Genomic DNA, 25,343 nt, shown 5'->3' with positions numbered 1-25,343 from the left:
CTTTCCACAAAAATGCACATCTTTTTCACAGTATCCGCACTCCCCCGGGCCCCCCTCCTTAAATGCTTATAGTAGTAATAGTAGTAGCAATCTTTTTCAAAGAACTATTTTGAACTAAAGGAGGAGCGGCGGGGGATCTGTGCAGGAGCCGCGACGAAGCAATCTCCAGATATTGGCGTACATCCATTCGATGCAGGAGATTGCTTCGTCGCCCCACCCACTTTAGCGCTGCTGCTCCTCGCAATGACGGGTTTTGCGCCAGACTGCCAGATCCTGGCAAAGGGCGCGTGCAGTTCTTGCATGCGGATTACCGCTTCCTTCGATCAGCCGCAATGCCATGTCCTTTAGTGTTATCAAAGAACTTCGTTACCGGTCTGTTCCTGCAAAACTTAAATATATACTCCCCCAGGTATATACCCTGAAAGAAAAATTGTATACCAGAAAAAAAATCTACCGCAGGGCTGATAGAAATTTAACAGATAACCTGAGTGAACGATACGTATAGGATACGTATAGGAGAGGTATAGGAGAACACAAGGAGAAGCATGTGAAAATAACATCAGCAGATAGAGACTATACCCTGAATATCTTCTTCTCCGCAATCACAAAAACAGTTGAAGACGCCTCCGGCTCCACGGAATACATCCCCGTAAAAGCACTAAATGCGGGCAGAACCGCTCCTTCACCCCCGAAATAAAAACAAGGCAGCCGCAATTTCTGCCGGCCAAACCCCACCATCCATACCCCGGGATGAATATGCCCCGACAGTACGTAACGGCCATTTAAAGGCTTAGGCTGGTCTTTCTGGTCGTGGACGAAGTAGATATCGCCGAGCTGCAAATAAGGGCGTACAATGATCTCCAATTGCTCATACACTTCGGGCGCCATGATGTCATGATTGCCGGAGATCAGCTCAAAAAGAATGTTGGGGAACTGGCGCCGCCATATTTTGAAATACTGTACTTCGTTATTCGCCTCACTGTGAAACATATCGCCCACCACGATCACCCGCACCGGGTTGTATCGCGTGATCAGCTGTTGTAAACGGTACAGGTCATCCTGCACGATATTCGCCGGCACAGCGATGCCCGCCTTGCGGAAATGCGCGCTTTTGCCCACATGCAGGTCCGCTATCACCAGCGCCCGCTCCTCCTCCCAATACGCCGATCTCCCGGCGGACAGGCGCCAATGCTGACCCCTGAATGGATATAAAACGTCTTCCAAGTATGTTATGCCATTAAAAATTAAAATTGATTACCAGAGGATCATCTTTTTGATACGGTCCTCCAGCTTTTCACTGGTCAGTTCTTCCCGCAGGCTGTCCACTTTGATCGGGAAACAGAACGGCGTGAGCCGCTGCGGGAAGGTGATCACGATCCGGTCGTTGCTGATACGCGCCAGCGTTTCGCGGAGACGGGCCTCTTCCATCTGGTAAAAGAACGCCTCATTAAACGATTGCCGTATCAATATATTTTGCGCGTCGTAATCTTCAAATACTTTGAACAGCAGGCTTGCGGATGATTGCAAATGCCGGTTCGCCTTATGCTGCCCGGGGAACCCCTGGAACACTAGGCCCGCGATCACGGCAATGTCGCGGAACTTGCGGCGGGCCATCTCCGTCGCGTTCACGCTGCTTTGCAGGTCGATGTTCAGGTTGTCAAGAGAAAACAATTCCTGCGCATTGGTATCGTCCACGGGTATCGGCTGGTCTGATAAAAGCTCGAAACCGTAATCGTTCATCGCGATGGAAAAGGTGATCGGATGCTGCCGGCTGATGCGCCAGGCAAGAAGCATGGCCATTACTTCGTGTACCAGCCTGCCTTCGAAAGGATATACAAAAAGATGGTAACCGTCTTTTGTTTCGATCTGCTCCATCAGCAGTTCGTCTTCCCGCGGGATGTGGGAGAGCAGCTGTTGCAGGTCAAAAAGCGGCTGAAGGATCACGACCTCTTCTTCCTTGGCGGTACCGGCCATCGCTTCGTGGAACTTGCGGCGGAGCATCATGCCGAGGTTCGCGGAAAGCGGCATTCTGCCACCGTTCCAGCTGGGCACAATACTTTTTTTGGATTTGCTTTTGCGCACCAGCACCGTCATGTCTTTGATCATCACAAATTCCAGGTTCTGCCCGCTGAGGCGGAAACTGTCGCCGGGAGAGAGGCGGGAGATAAAATATTCTTCTATCAGGCCAATGAACCCGCCGGTCATATACCGCACTTTCAGCATGGCGTCGCTCACGATGGTGCCGATGTGAAGACGGTGGCGCATGGCTTGCTGGCGGCTTACGCAATGGTACATGTCACCTACGAGATGGAGCTTGTGAAATTCGTCGTAGCTCTGGAGGGCATCGCCGCCGGTGGTGAGGAATGAGAGTATCCATTGCCATTCTTCCGTGGTCATATCGCGGTAACAGAAGGTGCCGGATACTTCCGCCCATATTTCGCTGGCCTTAAACCCGTCGGACACGCCGAGGGTCATCAGGTATTGCAGTAGTACGTCATACGCCAGCACAACGGGCATCCGGCTTTCGATAAGGTTTTGTTTCATCGCGTCTTTCAGCGCGGCAGCTTCCACCAGTTCCAGGGAATGCGTGGGCAGGAACCAGATATTGCTGACGGCATCCGGGCGGTGGCCGCTCCGGCCCGCGCGTTGCAGGAACCGGGCTACGCCTTTCGGGCTGCCCACCTGTATCACCGTATCCACCGGCCTGAAATCCACGCCCAGGTCCAGGCTGGAGGTGCACACCACCAGTTTGAGCGTGCCGGTATGCAGGGCTTCTTCCACCCAGATGCGCAGCTCCGCGTCGATGGAGCCGTGATGGAGCGCCATGGCGCCCGCCAGTTCGGGGCATTCTTTCAGTATCTGGTGGTACCATATTTCAGACTGGCCGCGGGTGTTGGTGAACAGCAGGGTGGTATTGCTTTCCATGATCACGGGCAGCACCTTGTGCAGGAGCTTCAGGCCCATATGCCCGGCCCATGGGTACTTTTCGATCTCGTCCGGCAGTATGCAATGTACTTCGATGGCTTTTTTGACTTCCGCTTTTACGATCACCTGGGCGGGGGATGGTTTGCCCATGAGCACTTCCAGCGCTTCGCCCAGGTTGCCGATGGTGGCGGATATGCCCCATACCTGCAGGCCGGGCCTGAGCCCGCGCAGGCGGCTGAGGCCAAGCTCCACCATCACGCCACGTTTGCTGCCCAGCAGTTCATGCCATTCGTCCACCACCACGGTGTGCAGTGTGGCAAAACGTTTGGCGTATTCTTTCTGCGCCATCAGGATGTGAATGGATTCCGGGGTGATGATGAGCACTTCCGGCATCTGTTTTTTCTGCTGCTCCCGCACGCTGTTAGCGGTATCGCCACTGCGGATGCCTACTTTCCAGGGTACCTTCAGTTCATGCAGGGCTTCTTCCATGGCGCGGCCGATGTCTTTGGCCAGCGCACGCAACGGGGTGACCCACAACAGCTGCAGGCCGTTGGTGGTTTGATGGCGGTAATCCGGGTTTTCATTGATCCAGCGGATGACCGTGCCGAGAAATAAAGAAAATGTTTTGCCAAAGCCCGTAGGGGCGTTTACCAGGCCCGAACGGCCGTGGAGGTAGTGGTCCCATGCTTCTTCCTGGAAGGCGAACGGCTTCAGGTCCTTCGCCGCCAGCCACTGTTCTATCGCTTGCCAGCCGGGTGTGTTTTTCATCTTGCATGAAATTAGGAAAAATTCGGGCAAGGACTACCTTTGCCGTATGCGCGATTTCTTTCGTTTACACGAGAACGGTACGACTGTCAGGAAAGAACTGCTGGCGGGGCTTACCACCTTTTCCACCATGGCTTACATCCTGGCGGTAAATCCGATGATCCTGTCCAAAACGGGCATGGATTTTAACGCCCTGATCACAGCCACGGCACTGGCTGCCGCCATCGGTACGCTGGTGATGGGGTTTTACGCCAGGCTGCCCATCGGGCTGGCGCCGGGCATGGGGCTGAATGCCTTTTTTGCCTACACTATTGTGCTGGGCATGGGCTACAGCTGGCAGTTTGCGCTCACGGCCGTTTTCCTGGAGGGGATCATTTTTATTTTCCTGTCGTTGTTTCACATCCGCGAAGCGATCATCAACAGTATCCCGGAGAACCTGAAACATGCTATTTCCGTGGGCATCGGGCTGCTGATAGCGCTGATAGGCATGGCGAACGCGGGGATCATCGAAACGGGTATGCGGCATGTGGGTGAGGGCCGGCTGGACGGGGTGATCCTCAGGATCGGGAACATCACCAGCGCCGGGCCCCTGATCGCGCTGATCGGCCTGATCGTGAGCGCCGTGCTGATGTACCGGAAGATCAACGCGGCGCTGCTGCTGGGCATCCTGATCGCTACGCTGGCGGGTATTCCGCTGGGCATCACACACTGGCCTGCCGGTGGTTCGCTGGTGAGCCTGCCGCCGGATATCTCGCCGATCGCGTTTAAGCTGGAATTCAGTAAAGTGTTTACGCTGGATATGGTCGTGATCCTGTTCACCCTGCTGATGGTGAACCTTTTTGATACGGTAGGAACATTGATCGGGCTTTGTAACAAGGCCGGGCTGCTGGATGCGCAGGGCCGCATCCCACGGGCGAAACAGGCGCTTTTTGCCGATGCGGTGGGCACTACCGCCGGAGCGTTGCTGGGCACCAGCGTGGTGACGGCTTATGTGGAAAGCGCGAGCGGTATCGCTTCCGGGGGGAGAACGGGGCTTACGGCGGTGACCGTGGCGGGGATGTTCCTGCTGGCATTGTTCTTCGCACCGCTGTTTGCCATGATACCTGCCGCGGCTACCGCACCGGCATTGATCATCGTAGGGATGCTGATGATGGGCGCGGTGGTGAAAATAAATTTCGAAGATGTGACGGAAGCCATACCCGCATTCCTGGCCATCGTGATGATGCCATATACTTACAGCATTGCGGAAGGAATTGTATTCGGCATGCTGAGTTATGTATTGCTGAAAGTGTTCACCGGCCGGTACAAAGAGATCAGCCCGGTGATGTATGTGCTGGCGGTATTGTTTGTACTGAGTTTTTTACTGCAATGATCAGGTGAATAATAATCTTACGCCCACCAGCAGCAATGCCCCGGCCAGCGCAAGAATGATCCCTTTGGGTTTTACCCGGCTGGAAAGCCCCGCACCCAGCTGGGCGCCGAGTATCACTCCCGTGCCGATGGCCACCGCCGTTTGCCAGCCTTCCCAGAAGCTGCCCTGTATCATATGCACAATGGTGCCGGCGAGGGACATGATAGCAAGTATAAAATGCGAAGTGGCCGTAGCGATATGGATCGGGAAATTGAGCAGGCTGATCAGCGCGGGCACGTGGATAATACCGCCGCCGATACCCAGCAGGCTGCTAACGAAACCCACCAGGAAACTGATGCCAATGCCGTACCAGATATTGAACTTATAATGGTGTTCTTCCCCGTTTTTTTCGATGATATCCCTTTCCACGCATTTTCCTTTATTGTTCCTGCCCGCATAGCCGCCCTGTTTGGGCTTCAGGATGAGGAACACGGCGATCACGATCAGCAGCACGCCCAGGATGATGTTAAAAGTGTGCCTTGAGATATAGGAAGTGGCCATGGCGCCAAACACCGCGCCCGGCAGGGTAGCGAGTGCAAATGCCCAGGCGGATTTGTAGTCGATGCGTTTTTTACGGGCATAAGCGATAGAGCCGGAAGTAGCATTCAGGCATACTACCGCCAGTGAAATACTGGTGAGCACATCCGGCGGCATATCAGGGTAAATGAGCAGCAGCAGCGGCATAAGAATAAATCCTCCGCCCGCCCCGATCAATGTACCGAAGGTACCGATGAGAAATCCGAGTCCGACTAACAACAATAAGGCATGCAGTTCCATGTTTTCTTGCAACAATTTTCACGTGTAATAGGATGCATCCGGTATGCGGCACAGCAGGAAGCCTTTATCATAGCAATGGCTGGTACAATTGCGTTTTTTTAATGTTGGTTTGCTTATGATTGGTTCTTTCCTCTTGTGTTTTTCTAATGGCACAAAGGATGTTTTGGTGGCCGGTTGCGTTCCGGCGAAAGTAAAGGTAGGAGAGTTTCCCGACACAAATTCTGTAGACTAAAGGGGGAATAGGAAAAGCGGGGAATGGGAAGTAAATGAAGACCTGAAAAGGAAAGATGTCCTGCTGCTTAACCCTGCTGCCGCAATAATTCTTTCAGATCATCCAGCGTATTGATCTCTTCCACCGGCTTATCCTGCCGCCAGCGGTGTATGCGCGGGAAACGCAGCGCGATGCCTGATTTGTGGCGGTTGGAAGCGGCGATACCTTCGAATGCTATTTCAAAAACAAGTTCCGGCTTTACAGTGCGTACCGGCCCGAATTTCTCCACGGCATTCCGTTTCACCCAATTGTCCACCTCGGCTATTTCTTTGTCCGTAAGGCCGGAATAGGCCTTGGCAAAGGGCACCAGCTGATCGCCGTTGCGCACGGCAAAGGTATAATCCGTATAAAGATTGGAGCGGCGGCCATGGCCTTTCTGGGCGTACACCATCACGGCATCCACGGTGAAGGGATCTATTTTCCATTTCCACCAGTCGCCACGGCGGCGGCCTGTCTGGTAGACAGAACTGATCTTTTTCAGCATGATACCTTCGCTGGCATTATCGCGGGAGCGTTCGCGGATGGCGGCGAGTTCTTCCCAGCTGGCGTAAGTGATGGGCGGCGATATTCTCAGGGCGGGCTGCTGTACTTTTTGTACCAGGTCTTCCAGCAGCTGGCGGCGCTCTTGTAGCGGGCGCAGGCGTATGTCTTCCCCGTTCCATTCCAGCAGGTCGTAGCTGAGGAATGCCACCGGCGCTTCCTGTAATTGTTTTTTGGTGACGTTTTTCCGGCCGATGCGCGTCTGCAAGGCCTGGAAAGGCAACGGGCGCTGTTGCTGCTGGTCATAGGCGAGTATTTCACCATCGATGGCCACGCCGTCCGGCAGGAAAGGCAGGAGCGCAGTAAGTTCGGGGAATTTTTCCGTGATCAGTTCTTCCCCGCGGGACCAGATGAACAGCTGCCCGTTCCGCCGGATGATCTGCCCGCGGATGCCGTCCCACTTCCATTCCGCCTGCCATTCTTCCGGCTGGCCCAGCTCTTCGGGTTTATTTTCCAGCGCATAGGCCAGGAAGAACGGGTAAGGTTTTGAATCGTCCGGATTACTGGCGGCATCGCTGAGCAGCTGCGGCAGCGTGATCTGCTGCGGGTCCCAGTTGCCGCTGATCATGTGGGAGACGACGGCCGGCTCCAGCTGGTACGTTCGCGATAAAGCATTCACGATCGTGCTCTGCGACACGCCGATGCGGAAGCCGCCGGTGATCAGTTTATTAAAAACAAAACGTTCATTGGGCTGCATCTGGTCCCAGGCATTGCGGATGAAAGCCGCCTTTTCTGTTTCCGGTGCTTTTTCAAGCGTGAGCAATGCCTCCAGCCAGTAATGCAGCGGCTGTGCGGCCGCTTTTGTTTCGGGTGGCGGCAGCAGCAACGCGATGGTTTCCGCGAGATCGCCCACGGTATGATAACATTCGGAAAAGAGCCATTCCGGCAAGGCGGTGGCTTCCATACACCATTGGCGCAGCTGGGTGGAATTCACTACACGCTTGGGCCTGCGGCCGGAGAAAAGTGCCAGCACCCAGGGTTTATCCCGCTCATCCGCCGAAGCAAAATAATTGCTCAGCGCCTCCAGCTTTTCGTTGGTTTTGGTGCTGCCGGCCAGTGTGGATATGAGTTGCGAGAAGTGGTGCATGTTATGCCGTTGTTTCTTCTTCCGTGCCGAAGGCTGTTTTTATTTCTTCGGCCTGTATGTTGTGTTCCTGCAGGTAACGTGCCAGTACGCTGCTGAAGCCATGTGTGACAAATACTTTTTCCGCGCCCGTCTCCTTGATGGTGCTTAACAATCCCTGCCAGTCCGCATGATCGGAAATCGCAAAACCCGCGTCGGCATTCATCCTGCGGGAATTGCCGCGCACCTGCATCCAGCCGCTGCATACACCGAGGGAGTAAGGGGCCAGCTTCCGCATCCAGGTGCTGTCCGCCGTGGAAGGCGGTGCTATGACCAGGCTGTTCTTAAATCGTTCTTTGGGCGTGTCCGGGGTGATAAGCTCTACCGGCGGCAGGTTCCAGCCGGCTTTTAACAGTACTTCATGCGCGTTGTAAATGGCGCCGTGCACTAAAAAATGCCTTCCCGTATGCTGCAGATTATACAGCAGCCGCTGTGCCTTGCCCAGGCTGTATCCCAGCAGGATGCTGTTTTTTCCGGCGTTGTCGTTTTCTTTCATCCAGTCTTCCATGTCTTTGAACAATGCAGACTGCGGCCGCCAGTGATAGATCGGCAGGCCAAAGGTGCTTTCGGTGATGAAGACGTGGCAACGGATGGGCTCAAACTGGCCGGAGATGCCGTCATTCTCTGTTTTATAATCCCCGCTGGCCACCCAGGTCTGCCCGCCCACCGTCACTTTTACCTGCGCGGAGCCTATCATGTGCCCTGCCGGATGGAAGGATACGGCGGCCCCGTTGATCTGCACCGTTTCGCCCCAGCCAGCGCCTTCTACGGCAATGTCCTGGCCCAGGCGGAGCTGCAATAAGGGAACGGAATCTTTGGTGCAGAGATATTTTTTATTTCCCCAGCGGGCATGATCGGAATGAGCGTGGGTGATCACCGCACGGTCCACCGGCTTCCAGGGATCGATGTAAAAATCCCCGGCCGGGCAGTAAATGCCGCTGTCTGTAAAGGTGAGTACGGGTTGCATGGATCACCGAATTTAAACTAAAAATGAGTATCTCCGCAATGACGGGCTTTCCGGGTAATCATTAAAAAAGGGGATAGCCGTAACCCGGCTATCCCCTTTTTATTTCGGCTGTATACGCAGCCTATAATGCGGTATTCATCTTGAAGTCCGCGCTGTCGCCCTTCTGGATGATATAAATATTTTTGTTTTCGAAATAATCGGGCATTTCCTCGCCTTCCTTCAGGTATACCGGCTGGAAATTGAAGGTGGTGAACACACGGTTGTTGGGTTTGTTCACGTCTTTGTTGAAATACAAGCCGTCCTGGCTGAGCAGGTTCACAAAGTACCAGGTCAGCTCAAAACCTTTGAACGCCATATCGGAGGGGCGGGCTTTGTATACTTTCCTGAACTGGTCCGTTACGTATTTGCTGTAAATGTCCGTTTTGTCGTTGTAATACGGGGAGGAATAATACATCGTGATGCCGGCGAACTCGGGTTCTTTGAACTTCATGATGTCCCAGGTGGGCATGCCGAACACCTGCATCGGGTAGGTGGCTTTCTGGGAGGCCAGCTTCCGGAGGATGCTTTTGGCGCCCACTTCGTCCAGCGCGGTGATGATGATAAGGTTCGGGCGGTCCGTGAGCAGCAGCTGGCTCAGCTCGCCTTCGGTGGTGGCGTCGCTCCATACCAGCTCGCGGACGCGGGCTTTTTTGTCGTAGGTCATCTTATCCCAGGCCGTTTTGATATTGCCCGCGATGCCCGCTTCGAAGTTTGTGTTCCTGCGGAGGATCACGATATTTTTATTGGCGAATCCTTTCTGCGCGTATTCATGCATGGCTTCCACGTGGCTGCGGAGGGTGCTGTTGGTAATGAACAGGAAAGGGTTGCCGGTCACGCCGCCATCGTTCGGATAGGTGGCGGATACGAAATTGATCTCTTTTTGTCTGGCGAAGTCGCTGAGGAGTTTGAACTCGGGAGTGCCTACGGCGCCGATGATCAGGTCTGTATTGTCAAGCTGGCGGTTGCGCAGGAGGGCGGCCACATCGTTGTTTTTGGCTTTGTTGTCAAACACCTGGACGGTGAGCTGCATGCCATGGCTTTGGAGGGAATCCAGCGCCAGCTGTACGCCTTCGTAAAATTCCAGGCCGGGCATTACATAGCGCGGCATGGTCCTGCCGGGAATGTCTGCGGAGGTGGCGAATACGGAATCCAGGTAAAGCGGGGCAAAAACGGCCACAGTATAGTTGGCGCGTTTCACTTCCTTCGCAAAGGCCGGTACGTTAAAAGGGGCGGCTTTGTTAGCTTCGGGCTGCTTTGTTTCCGGTTGTTTGTCAACAGGTTTGGGCTTGCTCAGCTCAGGGGGAGGACCGTCCGTTTTCGTGGCTGCGGGCCGGAAAATGCTACAGGCTTGCATCATCAACATGACGGATATGGTCAGGGCAAGACTGCTAAATGTTCTCGATCGGTTCATATGGTGCCAAAATTGCAAAAATCATTCCACAGGAAAAAGAAAAAACGAACTACGGATGAAAAAAATAACTCATCCGTAGTTCGTAATCACTGTTTTATACCAATATTATATTATTCCCACTCAATGGTAGCCGGCGGTTTGGAGCTGATGTCGTACACCACGCGGTTGATACCCTTTACTTTATTAATAATGTCGTTGGAAACTTTTGCGAGGAACTCGTAGGGGAGGTGGGCCCAGTCTGCCGTCATACCGTCCGTGGAAGTTACCGCGCGGAGGGCGACGGTGAACTCGTAGGTCCTTTCGTCTCCCATTACGCCCACGCTCTGTACGGGCAGCAGGATGGTGCCTGCCTGCCATACCTGGTTGTACAGGCCTGATTCTTTCAGGTTTTCGATCCAGATGGCGTCTGCGTCCTGGAGCATGGCCACCTTATCGGGGGTGATCTCGCCGAGGATGCGGATAGCCAGGCCCGGGCCGGGGAAGGGGTGGCGGGCCAGGAAGATGTCGCTGATGCCGATCTCCTTGCCTACGCGGCGCACCTCGTCTTTGAAGAGGAAACGGAGGGGCTCCACGAGTCCCATCTTCATCTTTTCAGGCAGGCCGCCCACATTGTGGTGGCTTTTGATGGTGGCGGAGGGGCCGTTTACCGATACGGATTCGATCACGTCCGGGTAAATGGTGCCCTGGCCCAGGAAGGCGATATCTTTCAGTTCGGCGGATTCCTGCTGGAATACCTCGATAAAGAGGCGGCCGATGATCTTGCGTTTTTCTTCAGGGTCCTTTATGCCGTTCAGCTGGCCGTAAAAAAGGTCTTTGGCATTTACGCCTTTTACGTTGAGACCCATGTGTTTATAGGAGTCCAGCACGGTTTCGAACTCGTCTTTCCGCAGCAGGCCGTTGTCCACAAACACACAATACAGGTTGGGGCCGATGGCTTTGTGGATGAGTTCCGCCGCTACCGTGGAATCCACGCCGCCGCTGAGAGCCATCACCACTTTTTTGTCACCCACCTGTTCTTTGATGCGGGTAACGGTTTCCTGCACAAACGCAGCGGGCGTCCATTCCTGCCGGATGCCGCAGATGTGTACGAGGAAGTTGCGGAGGATTTGTTTGCCTTCGAGGGAGTGCGTTACTTCCGCGTGGAACTGGATGGCAAGCAGCGGGTTCTTAGCCAGGGTATGGCTTTTGAAGGCCGCCACCGGGATATTTTCGGTGTGCGCGATGGGGATGAAGGATTCGGGCAGACGGGTAATTGTGTCCGCATGGCTCATCCACACCTGGCTTTTAAGAGAAATGTCGAAAAAGAGGGGCTCTTCCTTGTCGCTGTGCTCCATAAATGCACGGCCGTACTCGCGGTGGGCGCTTTTGGCCACTTCGCCGCCAAATACCTTGGCCATCAGCTGGGCGCCATAGCATACGCCGAGCACGGGTACTTTGTCGCCCATGGCTTTGATGTCCACTATGGGAGCCTGGGGATCGTTCACGGAAAAAGGAGAACCGGAGAGGATAATTCCTTTAATACTGTCTTCCCATTGGATGGGTTTGGTACATGGCTGTATTTCACAATAAACGTTCAGTTCCCTTATGCAGCGCGCAATCAACTGGGTATACTGGGAACCGAAATCGAGGATCAATATCTTTTCTGTCATGGTGGTGCAAAGATAAAGGAATTTCGGACTTTGGTTTTTGCTTTCGGCAGATATCACGCAAAATAGCGATGGACTTTGGTTTGCGGAATTCTTTGTATTTTCCGCCCCAGAACCGTACCCAAATTGACCTAAATATGAAAACGCAATTAAAATATCTCTTATCGCTTATGTTATTTGTCCCCTTCCTGGCAGCCTGCGATGGCGTGAGCGGGAGCGGCAATGTGACCAAAGAAACCCGTGAAGTAAGGCCTTTCAGGCAACTGGAAGTGTCCGGCTCCATGGATGTGTATGTGACCCAGGGCGGCAGCACCACCGTTACCCTGGAAGGCGAGGACAATATCCTGCCGATGATTGAGCTGGTGGAAGACGGCGACAAGCTGGAGATCCGCTATAGAAGGAATACGAACATCCGCACCCACAGGGACGTGAAAGTGTTTATTTCCGCCCAGGTGCTGGAAGGCGTGGAGCTTTCCGGCTCCGGCAACGTGGAGCTGACGGGCATCTATAACTCACCCGCCCCCGTGCACATCGGCCTGTCCGGCAGCGGGGACCTGAAAGGGGTGTTTAATGCGCCGGAGATCAGTATAGACCTTGCCGGCAGCGGCAATATCGAGCTGAAGGGCGAAACCCGTGATGTGGACATCAGCCTGGCTGGCAGCGGCAATTGCGACGCGAGTGCTTTGCTGGCGGAAACCGCCGAAGTGAATATCGCCGGGAGCGGGAACGTAGAGCTCCATGCAAGCCGTGCATTGAAAGCCAATACGATTGGCAGCGGAGACATATATTATAAAGGAGAACCGAGCCTGACAGTGAGCAAGATCGGCTCCGGCAGCGTAAAGAAGAGGGATTAACAAATTCGGAATCTTTCGTATGTTTACAGTTTTTATTGGAGTATCCGATACCTGAATATGAGTCAACTACCGAAGATATTAGTGGTGTATTACACACAAACGGGCCAGCTGAGGAGGATAATTGATCATGTGACCGGGCCCTTGAAAGGAAAAGCAGAGATTACGTTCGAGGAGCTGGTGCCGGTTCAGCCGTTCCCATTCCCCTGGTCCAAGCAGGAGTTTTTTGACGCCATGCCCGAAACCGTTCTGGCAAGGCCGCGCCACATCATGCCGCTGAAGGTGGACCCCTCAGCGGAATTCGACATGGTGCTGCTGGCTTACCAGCCCTGGTTCCTGAGCCCTTCCCAGCCTATAGCGGCTTTTCTTCAGAGCGAAGAAGGCAAAAAACTGCTGAAAGGCAAGCCGGTAGTGACCCTGCTGGGCTGCCGCAACATGTGGATCAATGCACAGGAAAAGGTAAAACGGTATCTCCAGCAGGCCGGGGCAAACCTGGTGGGGCATATTGCGCTGGTGGACAAACATCCGAACCTCGTATCGCTCATCACCATCCTGCGCTGGGCCACCAAAGGGAAAAAAGACGCATTTTTTGTCTTCCCGCCGGCCGGGGTACAGGAAAAGGAGATCAAGGAATCCGTGAAGTTCGGCGAGCCGATCCTCCAGGCGGTGGAGAAGAAGGAATATGACGGTCTGCATACACAATTACTGGCGCTGGACAGCGTTGAAATAAATCCGGGGCTGATCGTGCTGGAAATGAGAGGGGTAAAGCCTTTCCGCTTCTGGGCCAGCTATATCAGCGAAAAAGGCGGCCCCGGGGAAAGCATCAGGCAGGGCCGCGTGAGCATGTACCGGACCATACTGCTGCTGGCCATACCGGTGCTGACACCGTTCACGCTCGTAGCTTCCTGGCTGAAGCTGCTGCTGGGCCGGAAACAACTGAACAGAGACGTTACTTATTATAAAGGAATACAACTCCGTGAAGGATGATGAGCCTGAATCTGCGTAGATTTGTTACGGGAATGAATATCGACAGCACGACGTTATTTTAACGCTATCTGCCCGTCTATGTCATTTGATTATCCATGCAAAATTCTATATTTACGGCCGCTTAAACTTTTTGAAAAACATAAGTGTTGCATCAACCCAATAAAGGATAAACTATAACTGAATAATGAAAGAAGTATATATTACGAGGCTCTCCAAGTTTTTGCCGAACGAGCCGGTAGGGAATGATGAAATGGAAAGCATCCTCGGAATGGTGGACGGCAAGCCATCCAGGGCCAGAACTATGATCCTGGGTAACAATAAGATCAAGACCCGATATTACGCACTGGACAAAGAAGGAAAAAGCACGCACACCAATGCTGAAATGACGGCCGTAGCCGTAGAAAGCCTGTTCGACGAGAAGTTCCCCATCAACAAAATGGAGCTGCTCGCCTGTGGCACCACATCCCCCGACCAGTTATTGCCCAACCATGCCGCCATGGTGCATGGCATCCTGAAATGCCAGCCCGTGGAGCTCATAGCCGCCACCGGCGCCTGTGCGGCAGGTATGCAGGCATTTAAATACGCTTACATGTCCGTAAAATGCGGCAACACCGCAAACGCTGTAAGCACCGGTTCCGAAAAGTTCTCCGCGTGGATGCTCTCCCGCAAGTTTGAGCCCGAAACCGAAAACCTGAAATCCCTCGCGGAAAATCCCATCATCGCTTTCGAAAAAGACTTCCTCCGCTGGATGCTGTCCGACGGGGCCAGCGCCGCGCTGTTCCAGGACAAGCCGAACGAAGAAGGCCTCAGCCTCCGCGTTGACTGGGTAGAGATCGCTTCTTATGCAAACGACCTGGAGACCTGCATGTACGCCGGCGCGGTTAAAAACGCGGATGGCAGCACCAAAGGCTGGCCGGACATGACGCCCGAAGAATGGGGCGCAAACAGTGTGTTCTCCTTCAAACAGGACACCCGCCTGCTGGGCAAAAACATCGTGCCCTCCGGCGCGCAGATGTGGAAAGACATGGTGGAGAAACACAATATCGACCTGGATAAGATCACCTACTTCCTGCCTCACCTGTCTTCCGAATATTTCCGTTTTAAGATAGATGAGGAGATCAAAAGGCTGGGCGTATACATCCCGCAGGAGAAATGGTTTACGAACCTCACCCGCGTGGGCAACGTAGGTACCGCTTCCCCTTACTTTATGCTGGAAGAACTGCTGAACCAGGACCTCCTGAAGAAAGGGGACACGATCGTGATGATGGTGCCGGAAAGCGCAAGGTTCACCTACGCTTACGCACAGGTCACGGTGGTGTAAACGCCTGTCACATACACATTATTTCCATGCAGCAGAGGCCGTTCAATGCCGGTTCCTGCTGCATTTCAATAATAGGGACCCGTTCCTTTCAAAACTGCAAAACATGAAAAAAGATGAAGTTCCGCAGGATGGAGACAACCTGCATCACGGTACATTCAAACAGTTGTTCTATGCAGTGGATAACTCCGGCGACTACACGACCGCTTCCAGCGTAGGCTGGGAACCGGAGAACGTAGCGCTGGACCAGGCCTGGGAAGAAGTGGAAAAAAGAGTAGCTGAAACCCGCGCCAAAGTTGAGGCCGGTACCGTAAGCCCCATCGCGTATTATATGGAAAGGACCCTGCTGGACCTTCCGCTGCTGGCCAGTAAAGCCGGTAAATGGGGCTGGCAGGTAAAAAGGCATATGCAGCCGGGTGTATTCAAAAACCTCAGCACCACTATGATAGCGCGTTATGCGGACATCTTCGGGATATCCCCGGAAACGCTGCAAAAGGGAGAATTGCTGCCATTCCAGCGGCCCCAATAAATAAAAACAATGACACAATTCAGTCACACACAAACCGCCCATTGCGAAAGCGGCGTTATTTCCAACATGTTCCGCCACTATGGCCTTGAGATCAGCGAGCCGATGGCATTCGGCATCGGCGCGGGCATCTTTTTCGGCCACCTTCCTTTTGTGAAAGTGAACGGAGTGCCGGGAACTACCTACCGCATCTGGCCGGGCGCCATCTTCTCCCGCGTGTGCAAACGCCTGGGCGTAAAGATGGAATCGCACAAGTTCGGCAGTCCCGACAAAGCCATGCAGGCGCTGGACGAAGTGATCGCCAAAGGCATTCCCGTGGGCATGCAAAGCAGTGTGTACTACTTACCATACTTCCCGGCATCGTATCGTTTTCACTTCAATGCGCACAACCTCGTGGTGTACGGCAAAGAAAACGGCGATTACCTGGTGAGCGACCCCATCATGGACACCGTGACCACCATCGATCACGAAAATCTCGTGCAGGCGCGTTTTGCCAAAGGTTTTCCCGAACCCAAAGGGAAAATGTACTACCCGGTAAGCGTGCCCAAACAAGTGGATTTCAGGGGACCGATCAGGGCCGGTATCAAACAGGCCTGTTATTATATGCTGAAGATCCCCATGCCGATGTTCGGCGTGAAAGGTATCCGTTTCCTCGCCAAAAGAGTAAAGGATTACCCCGCCAAAGTGGGTGACCGCCGCGCGGGGCTTTACCTCGGGAATATCATCCGTATGCAGGAAGAGATCGGCACCGGCGGCGCGGGATTCCGTTTTATGTACGCCGCCTTTTTACAGGAAGCGGGCTTGCTGCTGAAAAATGAAGAGCTGAAGGCGATCGGGAAAGAACTGACCGCTGTGGGCGACCTCTGGCGAAACTTCGCATTCTCCGCCGGCAGGGTATGTAAGGCGCGCGCGGCGGACAATATGTCCTACGGCGACCTCGGCAATATGCTGCTGCACATCGCCGATGAAGAAGAAAAAGTGTTCCGCCGTTTATCCAAAGTAAAAATCTAAGCAGGGATATGAACAGCATTGCCGTGAATGATCTCCACAAAACTTACGCAGGCGCGCTTACGCCCAGCCTGCGGGGGCTGTCGTTTTCATTCCCGGAAGGTAAGATCGCGGGATTGCTGGGGCCTAACGGCGCGGGCAAAACCACGACCATCTCCATTCTCTGCGGGCTGGTGAAACAGGATGCGGGCAAGGTGCGGATATTCGATATTCCGCAGGAAGCCGGGCGCAGGGAGCAGATCAAACGTGTAGTAGGCATCGTGCCGCAGCAGATCGCACTGTTCCCGCAGCTCACGGCGTTGGAGAACCTCGTGTATTTCGGCAACCTGTACGGCTTTAAGGGCAAAGCCCTCAAAGATAAAGTGATGGGCCACCTGGAAGCATTCGGGCTTGAAAAGGCCGCCAATAAAGAAGTTGGGCGGTTTTCCGGGGGCATGAAAAGAAGAACGAACATTATCGCCGCCATCCTGCACGAGCCGGAGCTGCTGGTGCTGGACGAGCCCACCGCCGGTGTGGATGTGCAAAGCCGCAGTATGATCCTGCAGTTCCTGCGCGAATACAATGCAAAAGGCAACAGCGTGCTGTATACCTCGCACCTGCTGGAAGAAGCGCAGCAGATCTGTGAAGATGTGGCGATCATGGACGAAGGAAAACTGGTGGTACAGGGCAGCCCGGCGGACCTGATCAATGGGCTGGATGACTGCCGCAACCTGGAAGATGTATTCCTCCATTATACCGGCCACGCCGTGAGGGATTAAAAAGAAAGCATGTTAAGGCTCATTGCAACGATACGAAAGGAATGGTTACTGCTGAGGCGCGATAAAGCCGGGCTGACGCTGCTGTTTGCCATGCCGCTGGTGCTCATCACGGTAATGGCCCTCATACAGGACGCGCCTTTTAAGGATTACCAGGAAGTAAAATTCGATATACTCACCGTGGACAACGACCAGGGCCGCCTGGGCCGTTATATCCGCGAAGGGCTGGGCGCCAGCGGCCAGTTCAACGTGATAGATTCCTTCGGGCAGCAGCCGCTCACGGAAGAAAAAGCCCAAAGCCTCATCGCGGAAGGCGCGTACAAAATAAGCATCACCATCCCGAAAGGCGCTACGGCGGAGATCGTCAGCAATGCGAACAAGATCGTGAACGACATTTCCAAACGCATGGGCCTGGCCTCGCAACTGCCCGTAAAGGCCGTTGTGGCGGACTCGCTGGCCGTGCAGCTGTACTTCGACCCCGCGTCCAAAAAAGCATTCAAAAGCGCCATCCAGCAGGCATTGGATAATTTCCTGACACAGGTGCAGACGGACCTGCTGCTGGAACGGATCCAGATGCAGCTCAAAAGCAAAGACAGCGCCGCCGCACAGGATACCTTCCCCGCCATCAAACTGAAAGCTGTGGGGCTGAAGGAAACCGGCGTGGGAGCGGGAAAACAGATAGACGTGATCTCCAATTCCGTACAGCACAACGTACCGGCCTGGAGCATCTTCGCAATGTTTTTTATCGTTATTCCCATTGCGGGCAACATGATCCGTGAGCGGGAAGACGGCAGCCTGGTGCGCATGAAACTCATTCCCGGCAATTACGGTTCCATCCTTTCGGGAAAACTGCTGTTTTTTGTCGGCATATGCGTGGTGCAGTTTTACCTGATGATGCTCGTGGGCATTTACATCCTGCCGATGCTGGGCCTGCCGCGGCTGCAGCTGGGGGGGGACCATGCGGCGGGATTGCTTACGGCCGCCAGCATTGGCGTTACAGCCACCGCCTACGGCATCCTGATAGGCACATTGTTCAAAACGCCGAACCAGGCGCTTAACTTCGGCGCCATTTCCATCGTGATCCTGAGCGCCATCGGCGGCATATGGATACCGCTGGAGATCATGCCGGACACGATGCAAAAGATAGGTCGACTGTCCCCGCTCAGCTGGGGACTGGACGCCATCAATGATATTTACCTGCGCAACGGTAATGTCGGGTACATACTGCCGGACATTGCGAGGCTGCTGGGATGCGGCGCCATTATGCTGGCAATTGCCGCCATCGTGGAGCAGCGCAGGATCGGATAGGAAAACATTTTCTAAACAACCTTAAAACAGTTATTTTTACTCCCCTGGAATGCGCCTTGGGCGTAAAACCTACAACAATTATGGAAGCGTTAAAATTGAAACTGAAACAGCAGATCATCGAAGCCCTTAACCTTCAGGACACCAAACCGGAGGATATTGACGACAATGCCCCGCTGTTTGGCGAAGGTCTGGGCCTGGACAGCATCGATTCACTCGAGCTGATGGTGCTGCTGGAAAGAAACTACCAGATCAAAGTGGAAGATCCGCGTGAAGGCCGCAAGATACTTCAGAGTGTTCAGACCATGGCCGAATTCATCACGAGCAAACAAGTAGCTTAATTAGCTGTAAAGAACGGGATGGCTGAACGTGTGTTTATAACCGGCATGGGTATGATCTCCGCCATTGGCAACAATGTGGAGGAAAACTTCCGAAGCCTGCGTGCGCAACAAAGCGGGCTGGGCCATACCCGGTATATTGAAACCATCCACCGGGAAGTATTGCCGGTAGGAGAGGTGAAGCTGAGTACGGAAGAACTGGCGGAACGGGCCGGTAAACCCGGCTCTCCTGAATTTACCCGCACCACTTTACTGGGCCTCGCTGCCATGCAGGAGGCGCTGATGTCCGCCGGCATCAGCGATCCCCGCGAATTGCCTGCTGCATTTATCAATGCCTCCACCGTAGGCGGCATGTGCGATACGGAAAAAGTTTATTTCGATATACTGGACCCGGAGAAAGAAGGCACCTTCCTTAAATACATCGATACGCTGGATTGTGCGGACTGTACCCAGCGCATTGCCGATGAAACCGGCATCCGCGAGTACGTGACCACCATCAGCACCGCCTGCTCGTCTTCCGCCAACGCGCTGATGTACGGCGCCAGGCTTATTCAGCAGGGATTGGTGCAAAGAGCCGTTTGCGGCGGCACGGAAGCGCTCACGCGTTTTACCATCAACGGATTTAATTCCCTCAAAAATATCGACAAACAATTCTGCCGTCCTTTCGACCAGCAGCGCAACGGCCTCAACCTCGGAGAAGGCGCAGCGTACCTGGTACTGGAAAGCGAATCGCTGGTGCGTGCGCGCAAAGCGAGGGTAATGGCGGAGCTCAGCGGGTGGTGCAATACCAACGAGGCATTTCACCCTACCGCCCCTTCCCCGGAAGGAGACGGCGCTTTTGAAGCTATGCGCAAAGCGCTGGCCATGAGCGGCAGGGCCATTGCCGACGTGCAGTACGTCAATGTGCACGGCACCGCTACGCTCAACAATGATGCGTCCGAAGGCAAAGCGCTGGAGCGTTTATTTGGTACGGAAGTGCCGAAATTCAGTTCCACCAAACCTTTCACCGGCCATACCCTGGCAGCCGCGGGTGCTATCGAAGCGATCTTTTCCGTGCTGGCTATCAACCGGCAGATGATATTTCCCAATCTTAATTTCTCAGAAAAAATGGAAGAGCTGGGCATTACACCCGAAACCAAACTGCTGGAAGAGTATCCCGTGCGCAACGTGATCTCCAATTCCTTCGGTTTTGGCGGGAACAATGCCTCGCTGGTGTTCAGCAAATATGAAGGCTAAGTGTTACATAAGGGGTTGTGCCGCCATCTCTCCGCAGGAGAGTTTTGCAGGCCATTTTGCACCGCAGCTGCTCACGCTGGAGGGCAAAAGCATGATGCGCGTGAAAGAGCCTGACTACAGCGGTTTTATCCCGCCAAACAGCCTGCGCCGTATGAGCCGCGTGCTCAAAATGGGACTGGTGGCTGCTTTACAATGCCTTCGTAATAGCAATACTAGTGTACCCGGCGCCATCATCACCGGCACAGGCCGCGGCAGCCTGCAGGACACTGAAAAGTTCCTGCACAACATCCGCGACTACGCAGAAACCGCGCTGAATCCCACTCCCTTCATTCAATCGACGTACAATTCCGTGAATGGCCTCATCGCCCTGCAGCAGCAATGCACGGAATACAACAATACTTTCGTGCACCGCGGCTTTTCGTTTGAGCACGCCGTGCTGGACAGCATGATGCAGCTGGCGGAAGGCAATGCCACCGAAGTGCTCACAGGCGCTTTCGATGAAATGACGGATGAACATTTTTATATCAAAAGCCGCATCGGCTACTGGAAAAACGAACTGACGCAACCCGCGGAGCTGCTCGATTCCAATACCACGGGTTCTATATCCGGAGAAGGCGCCACCTTTTTCCTGTTTTCTTCAAAACCATCGGACATTTGCCTGGAAGGTATTAAGATGGTGTACAAACCATCTGGCGAAGAGCTGCAGCAGGCGCTTCAGGCGTTCCTGTCCTCACAGGATATCGCGGCGGAGGAAATCGATTTGCTGGTATCAGGCCGCAACGGCGATACGCAGTACGGTCATTTTTATGACGGGGTGGAAGGGGAGTTTTCCGATGCCCGCGTATTTTACTTCAAGCCTTATTGCGGGGAATACGATACCGCAGGGGCTTTCGGTTTGTGGGCGGCTGTGAAGGAGCTGGAGATCGGGCCGGCGAAAACTGTTTTGTTGTACAACAATTTTTATGGGGAGCAGCATACGTTTATGCTGTTGAGGAAAGCTGCGATTTAAGTGGTATACGTTCATGCTGATGGAGAAATAAATTCTGATGTAATTACAAGCTGATTGAAACCTTAACTCTGCCGCCTAACCCTATTTCAACTATTCTTTGTAAAGTGGAAGGATTTATTCTTCCCTACTTTCGCTGCAAGTTCTTCTTGTGTTAAGCCCTTAGCTAATCTTGCTTCGTGCAATATTGAGCCAAGTTTAAAAACCTCATATCCTGCCTCGAAATCTTCACGCTTTTTAGTTCCGCGTTTGCCATATTCTTTTTCAATAAACTGATCAAGATCTGTAAGATTATTATTTTTTGCCTTTTTCATATCAATAAGATACGGAAGTTTCCTCAAAAGGGCGACTATTTAATTGCGATTTAATACAGGCATATCTATCCTGTTGCTGGAAAATGATAGTTAAAAAACTGCACAGTCTCTTCAACTTTTTGCCCTGCCCAATCACTGGTCGGGTACTGCTGTAATATCAGTTTCCCTTTGTAATGAACTTTCAACTTATACATCATCCCCTCATTCGAATTTGTCCACGTCTGATAACTGAATTCGAAATATTCAGGACGGTCTGTTATATATTTCTCTTCGCCTTTTTTTAGATACCGGATCTCCACTTGCTCTGCCGTGATGCGGAGGTGGGTGATGTAATATTGGCTCCACTGTAAAATCATAGATGCAAAGCCTAAAACGATCGCTCCCATCAGGATGGTACCCTGCCAGGCGCCGAATACCAGTGGCAACCCAACGGGAATGAGGGCAACAATAAACGTCACCAGCCATACTTCCTGCCTGACATGCTTATAGCTTCTGCGCGGCGGAACTTTTATTTCGTAAGTGGCATTTGTCATGCAGGTATATTGTTAAGTAACTCCTTAAAATGCCGCTCCGCATTCAAAATCATCAATTCCGTCCAGTCCCGGTTGTGGTATTGCTGGATCTTTTCCCCGTTATGATAAATGACCAGTTTATATTTCCTGCCGGTCCGGTAGCCGTACCACGATTCTCTTGTGATCTCGATATGTTGGGGCACTTCTTCGATATATTTTTCCTCATCTTTTTCCAGGTAACGTATCCTGATCTTCTGCGGGGTTATGGTAAGCGAAGTAATAAAATACCGTTGTTTCCGTATGTCCCATATGTAATGCAAGAGGATGATCAGTGCTGCCGGTAGTACCAGTTTCCAGGAGCCACTCATGAGAGGGATAACTGCCAGTAAAGCAAAACCAATGAAGTACGCCGTTGGTACAGCGCGTTTTCTTTTCCGGTGATTGGCGGCGGATACATTTATTTCATAAAGAACATCTGTCATGCAATCATAGTATTAGTTGAGTGACCGATCACTCCCCACCTTCACAGAAAACGGCACCTGCGGCCCGTACCTGAAAAGGTCCAGCAGTTTCGGCCGGAAGTTCGATTCATAATGTTCGGATACCAGCACCCTGCAATATTGCCCGTGCTGGTCAAAAAACTCGCAGAGGAAAAGATTGTAGGCTGATTTCGTCACCGTGAAAGTATATTCTCCTTCTTCTGTTTCTTCCGGATCAGTTAATCTTTTTTTCAGATAGGCATAGTTCTCCGGGTTATATTCCACGCAAAGCAACACCGTCAGCTCCCGGACTTTGGTGACCGTATTGGTTTGTTTCCGGAGGGCTTTCAGCATGCCTTCTTCGTACAATGACTGGTTCGTCTCCTTGTGCCGGAGCAGTACCCGCACGATCAGTAGTGCTACTATCACGTAAAGGACCACCAGTGCTATGGCTTCGGGCGGGAATTCCTTCGGGACTTCATATGTATAGGTTTCCGTCATGATTTATTTTTCCCATTCTTCCGCATCACCCAATCCCCCAGGTACCCCACCAGTATACCCGGAAGTACCAGCACCATAGAACCTCCAATGACCAGTACCAAAGCGCAGAAACCCACTATCTGCTTCATGGTGGGCTCATGCAGCCGGTTGGGTTTTTTCTCCCGGGCGTCCACCGTGAGCAGGCGGGTGATCACAACCAGGTGAAACACGATCAGTGCGAGAGTCAGGAGTGTTATCATAGGTACAGGATATAAAAATTATCATCACTTCACCACCCTGTACACCGGGTAACGCATAAACCCCGGTTCGTTCCAGGGGGAATTGCGGTATACAAAGTTCAGCTGGGCGGACGCGCTTTTGGCAAAGGCGCTGTCTTTTGCGCGCTGCTGTTCCAGTTCTTTTTTCAGTTCGGGATGTTCCTTCAGGTAGTCCCCGGCCGTATCTTCGAACACATAGGTGGAATACCCTTCTTTCTGGCCGAGTATGGCGTCAAAGAAATTCCAGGCAAAAAAGGAATCGCCGCCCGTGGGTTCCAGCGTTTCCACCAGGTAACGGTTGGCCGTCTGGTTCATCGGGATGTAATAATCGCCTTTGAGGAACTTCAGGGTTTGTTTATTGCTGCTCACTTTTACGCCGTTGTGCAGGTAATGTTTTTCATACGGGCGCTGCGGCGTTTTATAATCTTCGATGCGGTAGGCTTCCACGGTAATGCTGGTATCCTGTGTGAAGCGGCGCATGGCCACGCGGTTGTTCTGCAACAGTTCTATCACGGCCCACCAGCCCTGCGGGATGATGTAGGCTTCGGGTTTGGTCACGAAGTCCGCGGGGAGGAAGGTGTTGAAGATCCTGATCTGTTTTTCGTAAGGTTTGGACCGGTCGTAAAAAAGACGGGGCAGGCCGGATATTTCGCTGGGTTTGTACCCGGCGGTGTATCCTTTAAAGGTGTACAGCTCGTGCTGGTTCATATCCGGGTTCCAGGCGAGCGGGAATTTGTCCTGCGATTTGACGGTGGCTTTCGTCTGCTCTCGCAGCTGCCGGATCTTTGCGCTGTTTTCGCTGGTAAAACGGATAAAACATTCCATGAGGGCATAAGTGGCTTCCACGCGTTGTTTGTAAGGCTTCAGCATATGCGTTTCCGGCACGAAACCGAAGGTGTGGAACAGCGTCGTGTAGCCGCTGGAATAACGGGGGCCGTCCACATAGGCTACCCAGCCGCTGTCCGGCGTGTTGCCGTAGTGGTTCACGTAGGGGAGAAGGTCGTAGCCTTTTTCTTTCATGAGGCGGTACAGTCCCGGCTCGAAGGTATCGTGGATAAAATCGCCCATGGGGCCGCCCATTTTGCCGTGCTGGGTGGTGAGCAGGGTCATAATGTGCTGGTAGTCAGCACCGTTGCTCACGTGGTTGTCCACGAACACGTCCGGGTCCGTAAGATGGTAGATCTGCTGGAAGGCGCGGGCGTTGCGGGAATCGGCTTTGATAAAATCGCGGTTGAGGTCCAGGTTCTGGGCGTTGCCGCGGGAGCCGAATTCGTCCGGGCCGTTTTGATCCACCCGGTAAAAAGCGCTCCGGTTCAGGGAGCCGCCGATGTTGTACAGGGGGATGATGGCGAGAACGATATTGCCGGGGAGTTTCTTTTTACCCTGGAGGATGTCGCGGGCGAGCATCATGCTGGCGTCCACACCGTCCGGTTCGCCGGGGTGGATGCCGTTGTTGATGAGTATCACGCGTTTATCTTTCTTTTTGAGGCTGGCGAAGTTAAAATCCTTGTCCTGGGAGAGGATGACGAGGTGAAGGGGATACCCGGCATCCGTAATGCCGATTTCGGTCATTTTAAGCTGCGGAAAACGTTTGGTGAGCATTTTCCAGTAAGCAATACATTCCTGGTACGTAACGGTCTCCTTGGTGCCGGTACGTTCGTATTTGGTGGTAAGGTCCTGGGCAGAAAGGGAAAAAACGGCGCAAAGCAGGAGCAGGATAACCTGGAGGGTCCTCGTCATTTGGTTTAAATTGTTGTAAATCAATGATATTTGGCTGAAATAAGCGGTTCAGGGGATAAATGTAAGAATTTAGGGCTGCCGGTGCAAGGGGCGACATATGGGCCCGGATCGGCATCCGTTCCTCCTGCAACCTGGCAAAAATCATTTTCTAACCGGCCTCTAACCTACGTCTAACCTAGGTAAAAACCCGGTCTAACCGGCCTCTAACCTACGTCTAACCGGCCTCTAACCTAGGTCGCCTTTTTTTCGTACAATCCCGGTCTTGTCCTGTTATAGGTTTACACTCGTTGTTAGAAAATACTGATATTGGTTTACAGTGGGTCCCGTCCTAAAAT

24 protein-coding genes are annotated in these 25,343 nt (G+C 53.2%); 11 read left to right on the top strand and 13 right to left on the bottom strand.

Features of this window, described 5'->3' with window-relative positions; translation table 11 throughout:
• Positions 1 to 573 precede the first annotated feature (573 nt).
• Both pdeM and EG028_RS05745 read right to left on the bottom strand, forming a co-directional pair.
• The gene (pdeM, locus tag EG028_RS05750; protein ID WP_162946263.1) at positions 574 to 1,224 is read right to left on the bottom strand and encodes a ligase-associated DNA damage response endonuclease PdeM; all 651 of its coding nucleotides are present in this window, start codon (positions 1,222 to 1,224) and stop codon (positions 574 to 576) included.
• A 30-nt stretch (positions 1,225 to 1,254) separates the two neighbouring features.
• Positions 1,255 to 3,693: a ligase-associated DNA damage response DEXH box helicase gene (locus EG028_RS05745; RefSeq protein ID WP_120515176.1), complete on the bottom strand. Its 2,439-nt coding sequence runs from the start codon at positions 3,691 to 3,693 to the stop codon at positions 1,255 to 1,257.
• A gap of 46 nt (positions 3,694 to 3,739) precedes the next feature.
• On the opposite strand from EG028_RS05745, the gene EG028_RS05740 reads away from it, so the two are divergent.
• Entirely contained in the window at positions 3,740 to 5,062 is a 1,323-nt protein-coding gene (locus EG028_RS05740; RefSeq protein WP_120515177.1) for an NCS2 family permease, read from the top strand.
• Here EG028_RS05740 and EG028_RS05735 read toward each other — a convergent pair whose 3' ends face one another.
• The 5 genes from EG028_RS05735 to guaA form a co-directional block, all read right to left on the bottom strand.
• Entirely contained in the window at positions 5,063 to 5,878 is an 816-nt protein-coding gene (locus EG028_RS05735) for a sulfite exporter TauE/SafE family protein (protein ID WP_120515178.1), read from the bottom strand.
• Positions 5,879 to 6,177: 299 nt separating this feature from the next.
• Complete coding sequence (locus EG028_RS05730; protein WP_120515179.1) at positions 6,178 to 7,776, bottom strand: ATP-dependent DNA ligase; 1,599 nt, start codon at positions 7,774 to 7,776, stop codon at positions 6,178 to 6,180.
• 1 nt (position 7,777) lies between these two features.
• A complete protein-coding gene (locus EG028_RS05725) occupies positions 7,778 to 8,779 on the bottom strand; it encodes a ligase-associated DNA damage response exonuclease (protein ID WP_120515180.1) in 1,002 nt (333 codons plus the stop codon).
• 121 nt (positions 8,780 to 8,900) lie between these two features.
• Complete coding sequence (locus tag EG028_RS05720) at positions 8,901 to 10,229, bottom strand: ABC transporter substrate-binding protein (protein ID WP_120515181.1); 1,329 nt, start codon at positions 10,227 to 10,229, stop codon at positions 8,901 to 8,903.
• A 110-nt stretch (positions 10,230 to 10,339) separates the two neighbouring features.
• The gene (gene guaA / locus EG028_RS05715) at positions 10,340 to 11,878 is read right to left on the bottom strand and encodes a glutamine-hydrolyzing GMP synthase (RefSeq protein ID WP_120515182.1); all 1,539 of its coding nucleotides are present in this window, start codon (positions 11,876 to 11,878) and stop codon (positions 10,340 to 10,342) included.
• A 134-nt stretch (positions 11,879 to 12,012) separates the two neighbouring features.
• On the opposite strand from guaA, the gene EG028_RS05710 reads away from it, so the two are divergent.
• The 10 genes from EG028_RS05710 to EG028_RS05665 all read left to right on the top strand — a co-directional run bounded on the left by EG028_RS05710 (position 12,013) and on the right by EG028_RS05665 (position 21,208).
• Positions 12,013 to 12,729, top strand: coding sequence for a head GIN domain-containing protein (locus tag EG028_RS05710; RefSeq protein WP_162946265.1), 717 nt, complete (start codon positions 12,013 to 12,015; stop codon positions 12,727 to 12,729).
• Positions 12,730 to 12,786: 57 nt separating this feature from the next.
• Positions 12,787 to 13,713 (top strand): dialkylrecorsinol condensing enzyme DarA, encoded by a 927-nt coding sequence (locus tag EG028_RS05705; protein WP_123864580.1) that lies wholly within the window; start codon positions 12,787 to 12,789, stop codon positions 13,711 to 13,713.
• Between the two features lie 184 nt (positions 13,714 to 13,897).
• Positions 13,898 to 15,034 (top strand): beta-ketoacyl-ACP synthase III, encoded by a 1,137-nt coding sequence (locus tag EG028_RS05700; RefSeq protein ID WP_120515184.1) that lies wholly within the window; start codon positions 13,898 to 13,900, stop codon positions 15,032 to 15,034.
• Between the two features lie 103 nt (positions 15,035 to 15,137).
• Positions 15,138 to 15,560, top strand: coding sequence for a hypothetical protein (locus EG028_RS05695; protein WP_120515185.1), 423 nt, complete (start codon positions 15,138 to 15,140; stop codon positions 15,558 to 15,560).
• A gap of 9 nt (positions 15,561 to 15,569) precedes the next feature.
• Entirely contained in the window at positions 15,570 to 16,568 is a 999-nt protein-coding gene (locus EG028_RS05690) for a BtrH N-terminal domain-containing protein (RefSeq protein WP_120515186.1), read from the top strand.
• An 8-nt stretch (positions 16,569 to 16,576) separates the two neighbouring features.
• Positions 16,577 to 17,323, top strand: coding sequence for an ABC transporter ATP-binding protein (locus EG028_RS05685; protein WP_241559057.1), 747 nt, complete (start codon positions 16,577 to 16,579; stop codon positions 17,321 to 17,323).
• A 9-nt stretch (positions 17,324 to 17,332) separates the two neighbouring features.
• Positions 17,333 to 18,628 carry an ABC transporter permease gene (locus EG028_RS05680; RefSeq protein WP_120515187.1) on the top strand — a complete coding sequence of 432 codons (1,296 nt, stop codon included), beginning with the start codon at positions 17,333 to 17,335 and terminating at the stop codon, positions 18,626 to 18,628.
• Positions 18,629 to 18,708: 80 nt separating this feature from the next.
• Entirely contained in the window at positions 18,709 to 18,966 is a 258-nt protein-coding gene (locus EG028_RS05675; protein ID WP_120515656.1) for a phosphopantetheine-binding protein, read from the top strand.
• Between the two features lie 18 nt (positions 18,967 to 18,984).
• Entirely contained in the window at positions 18,985 to 20,199 is a 1,215-nt protein-coding gene (locus tag EG028_RS05670) for a beta-ketoacyl-[acyl-carrier-protein] synthase family protein (RefSeq protein ID WP_120515188.1), read from the top strand.
• Positions 20,189 to 21,208 (top strand): beta-ketoacyl synthase chain length factor, encoded by a 1,020-nt coding sequence (locus EG028_RS05665; protein WP_162946266.1) that lies wholly within the window; start codon positions 20,189 to 20,191, stop codon positions 21,206 to 21,208. The genes EG028_RS05670 and EG028_RS05665 overlap by 11 nt, the downstream gene beginning before the upstream one ends.
• An 86-nt stretch (positions 21,209 to 21,294) precedes the next feature.
• Here EG028_RS05665 and EG028_RS05660 read toward each other — a convergent pair whose 3' ends face one another.
• From EG028_RS05660 to EG028_RS05635, 6 genes are all read right to left on the bottom strand, one after another.
• Entirely contained in the window at positions 21,295 to 21,519 is a 225-nt protein-coding gene (locus EG028_RS05660; protein ID WP_206614378.1) for a helix-turn-helix domain-containing protein, read from the bottom strand.
• Between the two features lie 65 nt (positions 21,520 to 21,584).
• Positions 21,585 to 22,052 (bottom strand): hypothetical protein, encoded by a 468-nt coding sequence (locus tag EG028_RS05655; RefSeq protein ID WP_120515190.1) that lies wholly within the window; start codon positions 22,050 to 22,052, stop codon positions 21,585 to 21,587.
• Positions 22,049 to 22,513 carry a hypothetical protein gene (locus EG028_RS05650; RefSeq protein WP_123864578.1) on the bottom strand — a complete coding sequence of 155 codons (465 nt, stop codon included), beginning with the start codon at positions 22,511 to 22,513 and terminating at the stop codon, positions 22,049 to 22,051. The genes EG028_RS05655 and EG028_RS05650 overlap by 4 nt, the downstream gene beginning before the upstream one ends.
• Positions 22,514 to 22,525: 12 nt before the next feature.
• Positions 22,526 to 23,011 (bottom strand): hypothetical protein, encoded by a 486-nt coding sequence (locus EG028_RS05645; RefSeq protein ID WP_120515192.1) that lies wholly within the window; start codon positions 23,009 to 23,011, stop codon positions 22,526 to 22,528.
• Positions 23,008 to 23,250, bottom strand: a complete 243-nt coding sequence (locus EG028_RS05640) for a hypothetical protein (protein ID WP_120515193.1) — start codon at positions 23,248 to 23,250, stop codon at positions 23,008 to 23,010. Before EG028_RS05640 ends, EG028_RS05645 begins: the two co-directional genes overlap by 4 nt.
• A 24-nt stretch (positions 23,251 to 23,274) precedes the next feature.
• Positions 23,275 to 25,008: a M14 family metallopeptidase gene (locus EG028_RS05635; RefSeq protein WP_120515194.1), complete on the bottom strand. Its 1,734-nt coding sequence runs from the start codon at positions 25,006 to 25,008 to the stop codon at positions 23,275 to 23,277.
• Positions 25,009 to 25,343 lie beyond the last annotated feature (335 nt).

The sequence above is a fragment of the Chitinophaga barathri genome (genome assembly GCF_003807585.1).
In the GTDB taxonomy this organism is placed as follows: Bacteria; Bacteroidota; Bacteroidia; order Chitinophagales; family Chitinophagaceae; genus Chitinophaga; species Chitinophaga barathri.
Note: the sequence above shows the minus strand (reverse complement) of the source record. Positions and strands in the feature narration are given on the sequence as shown.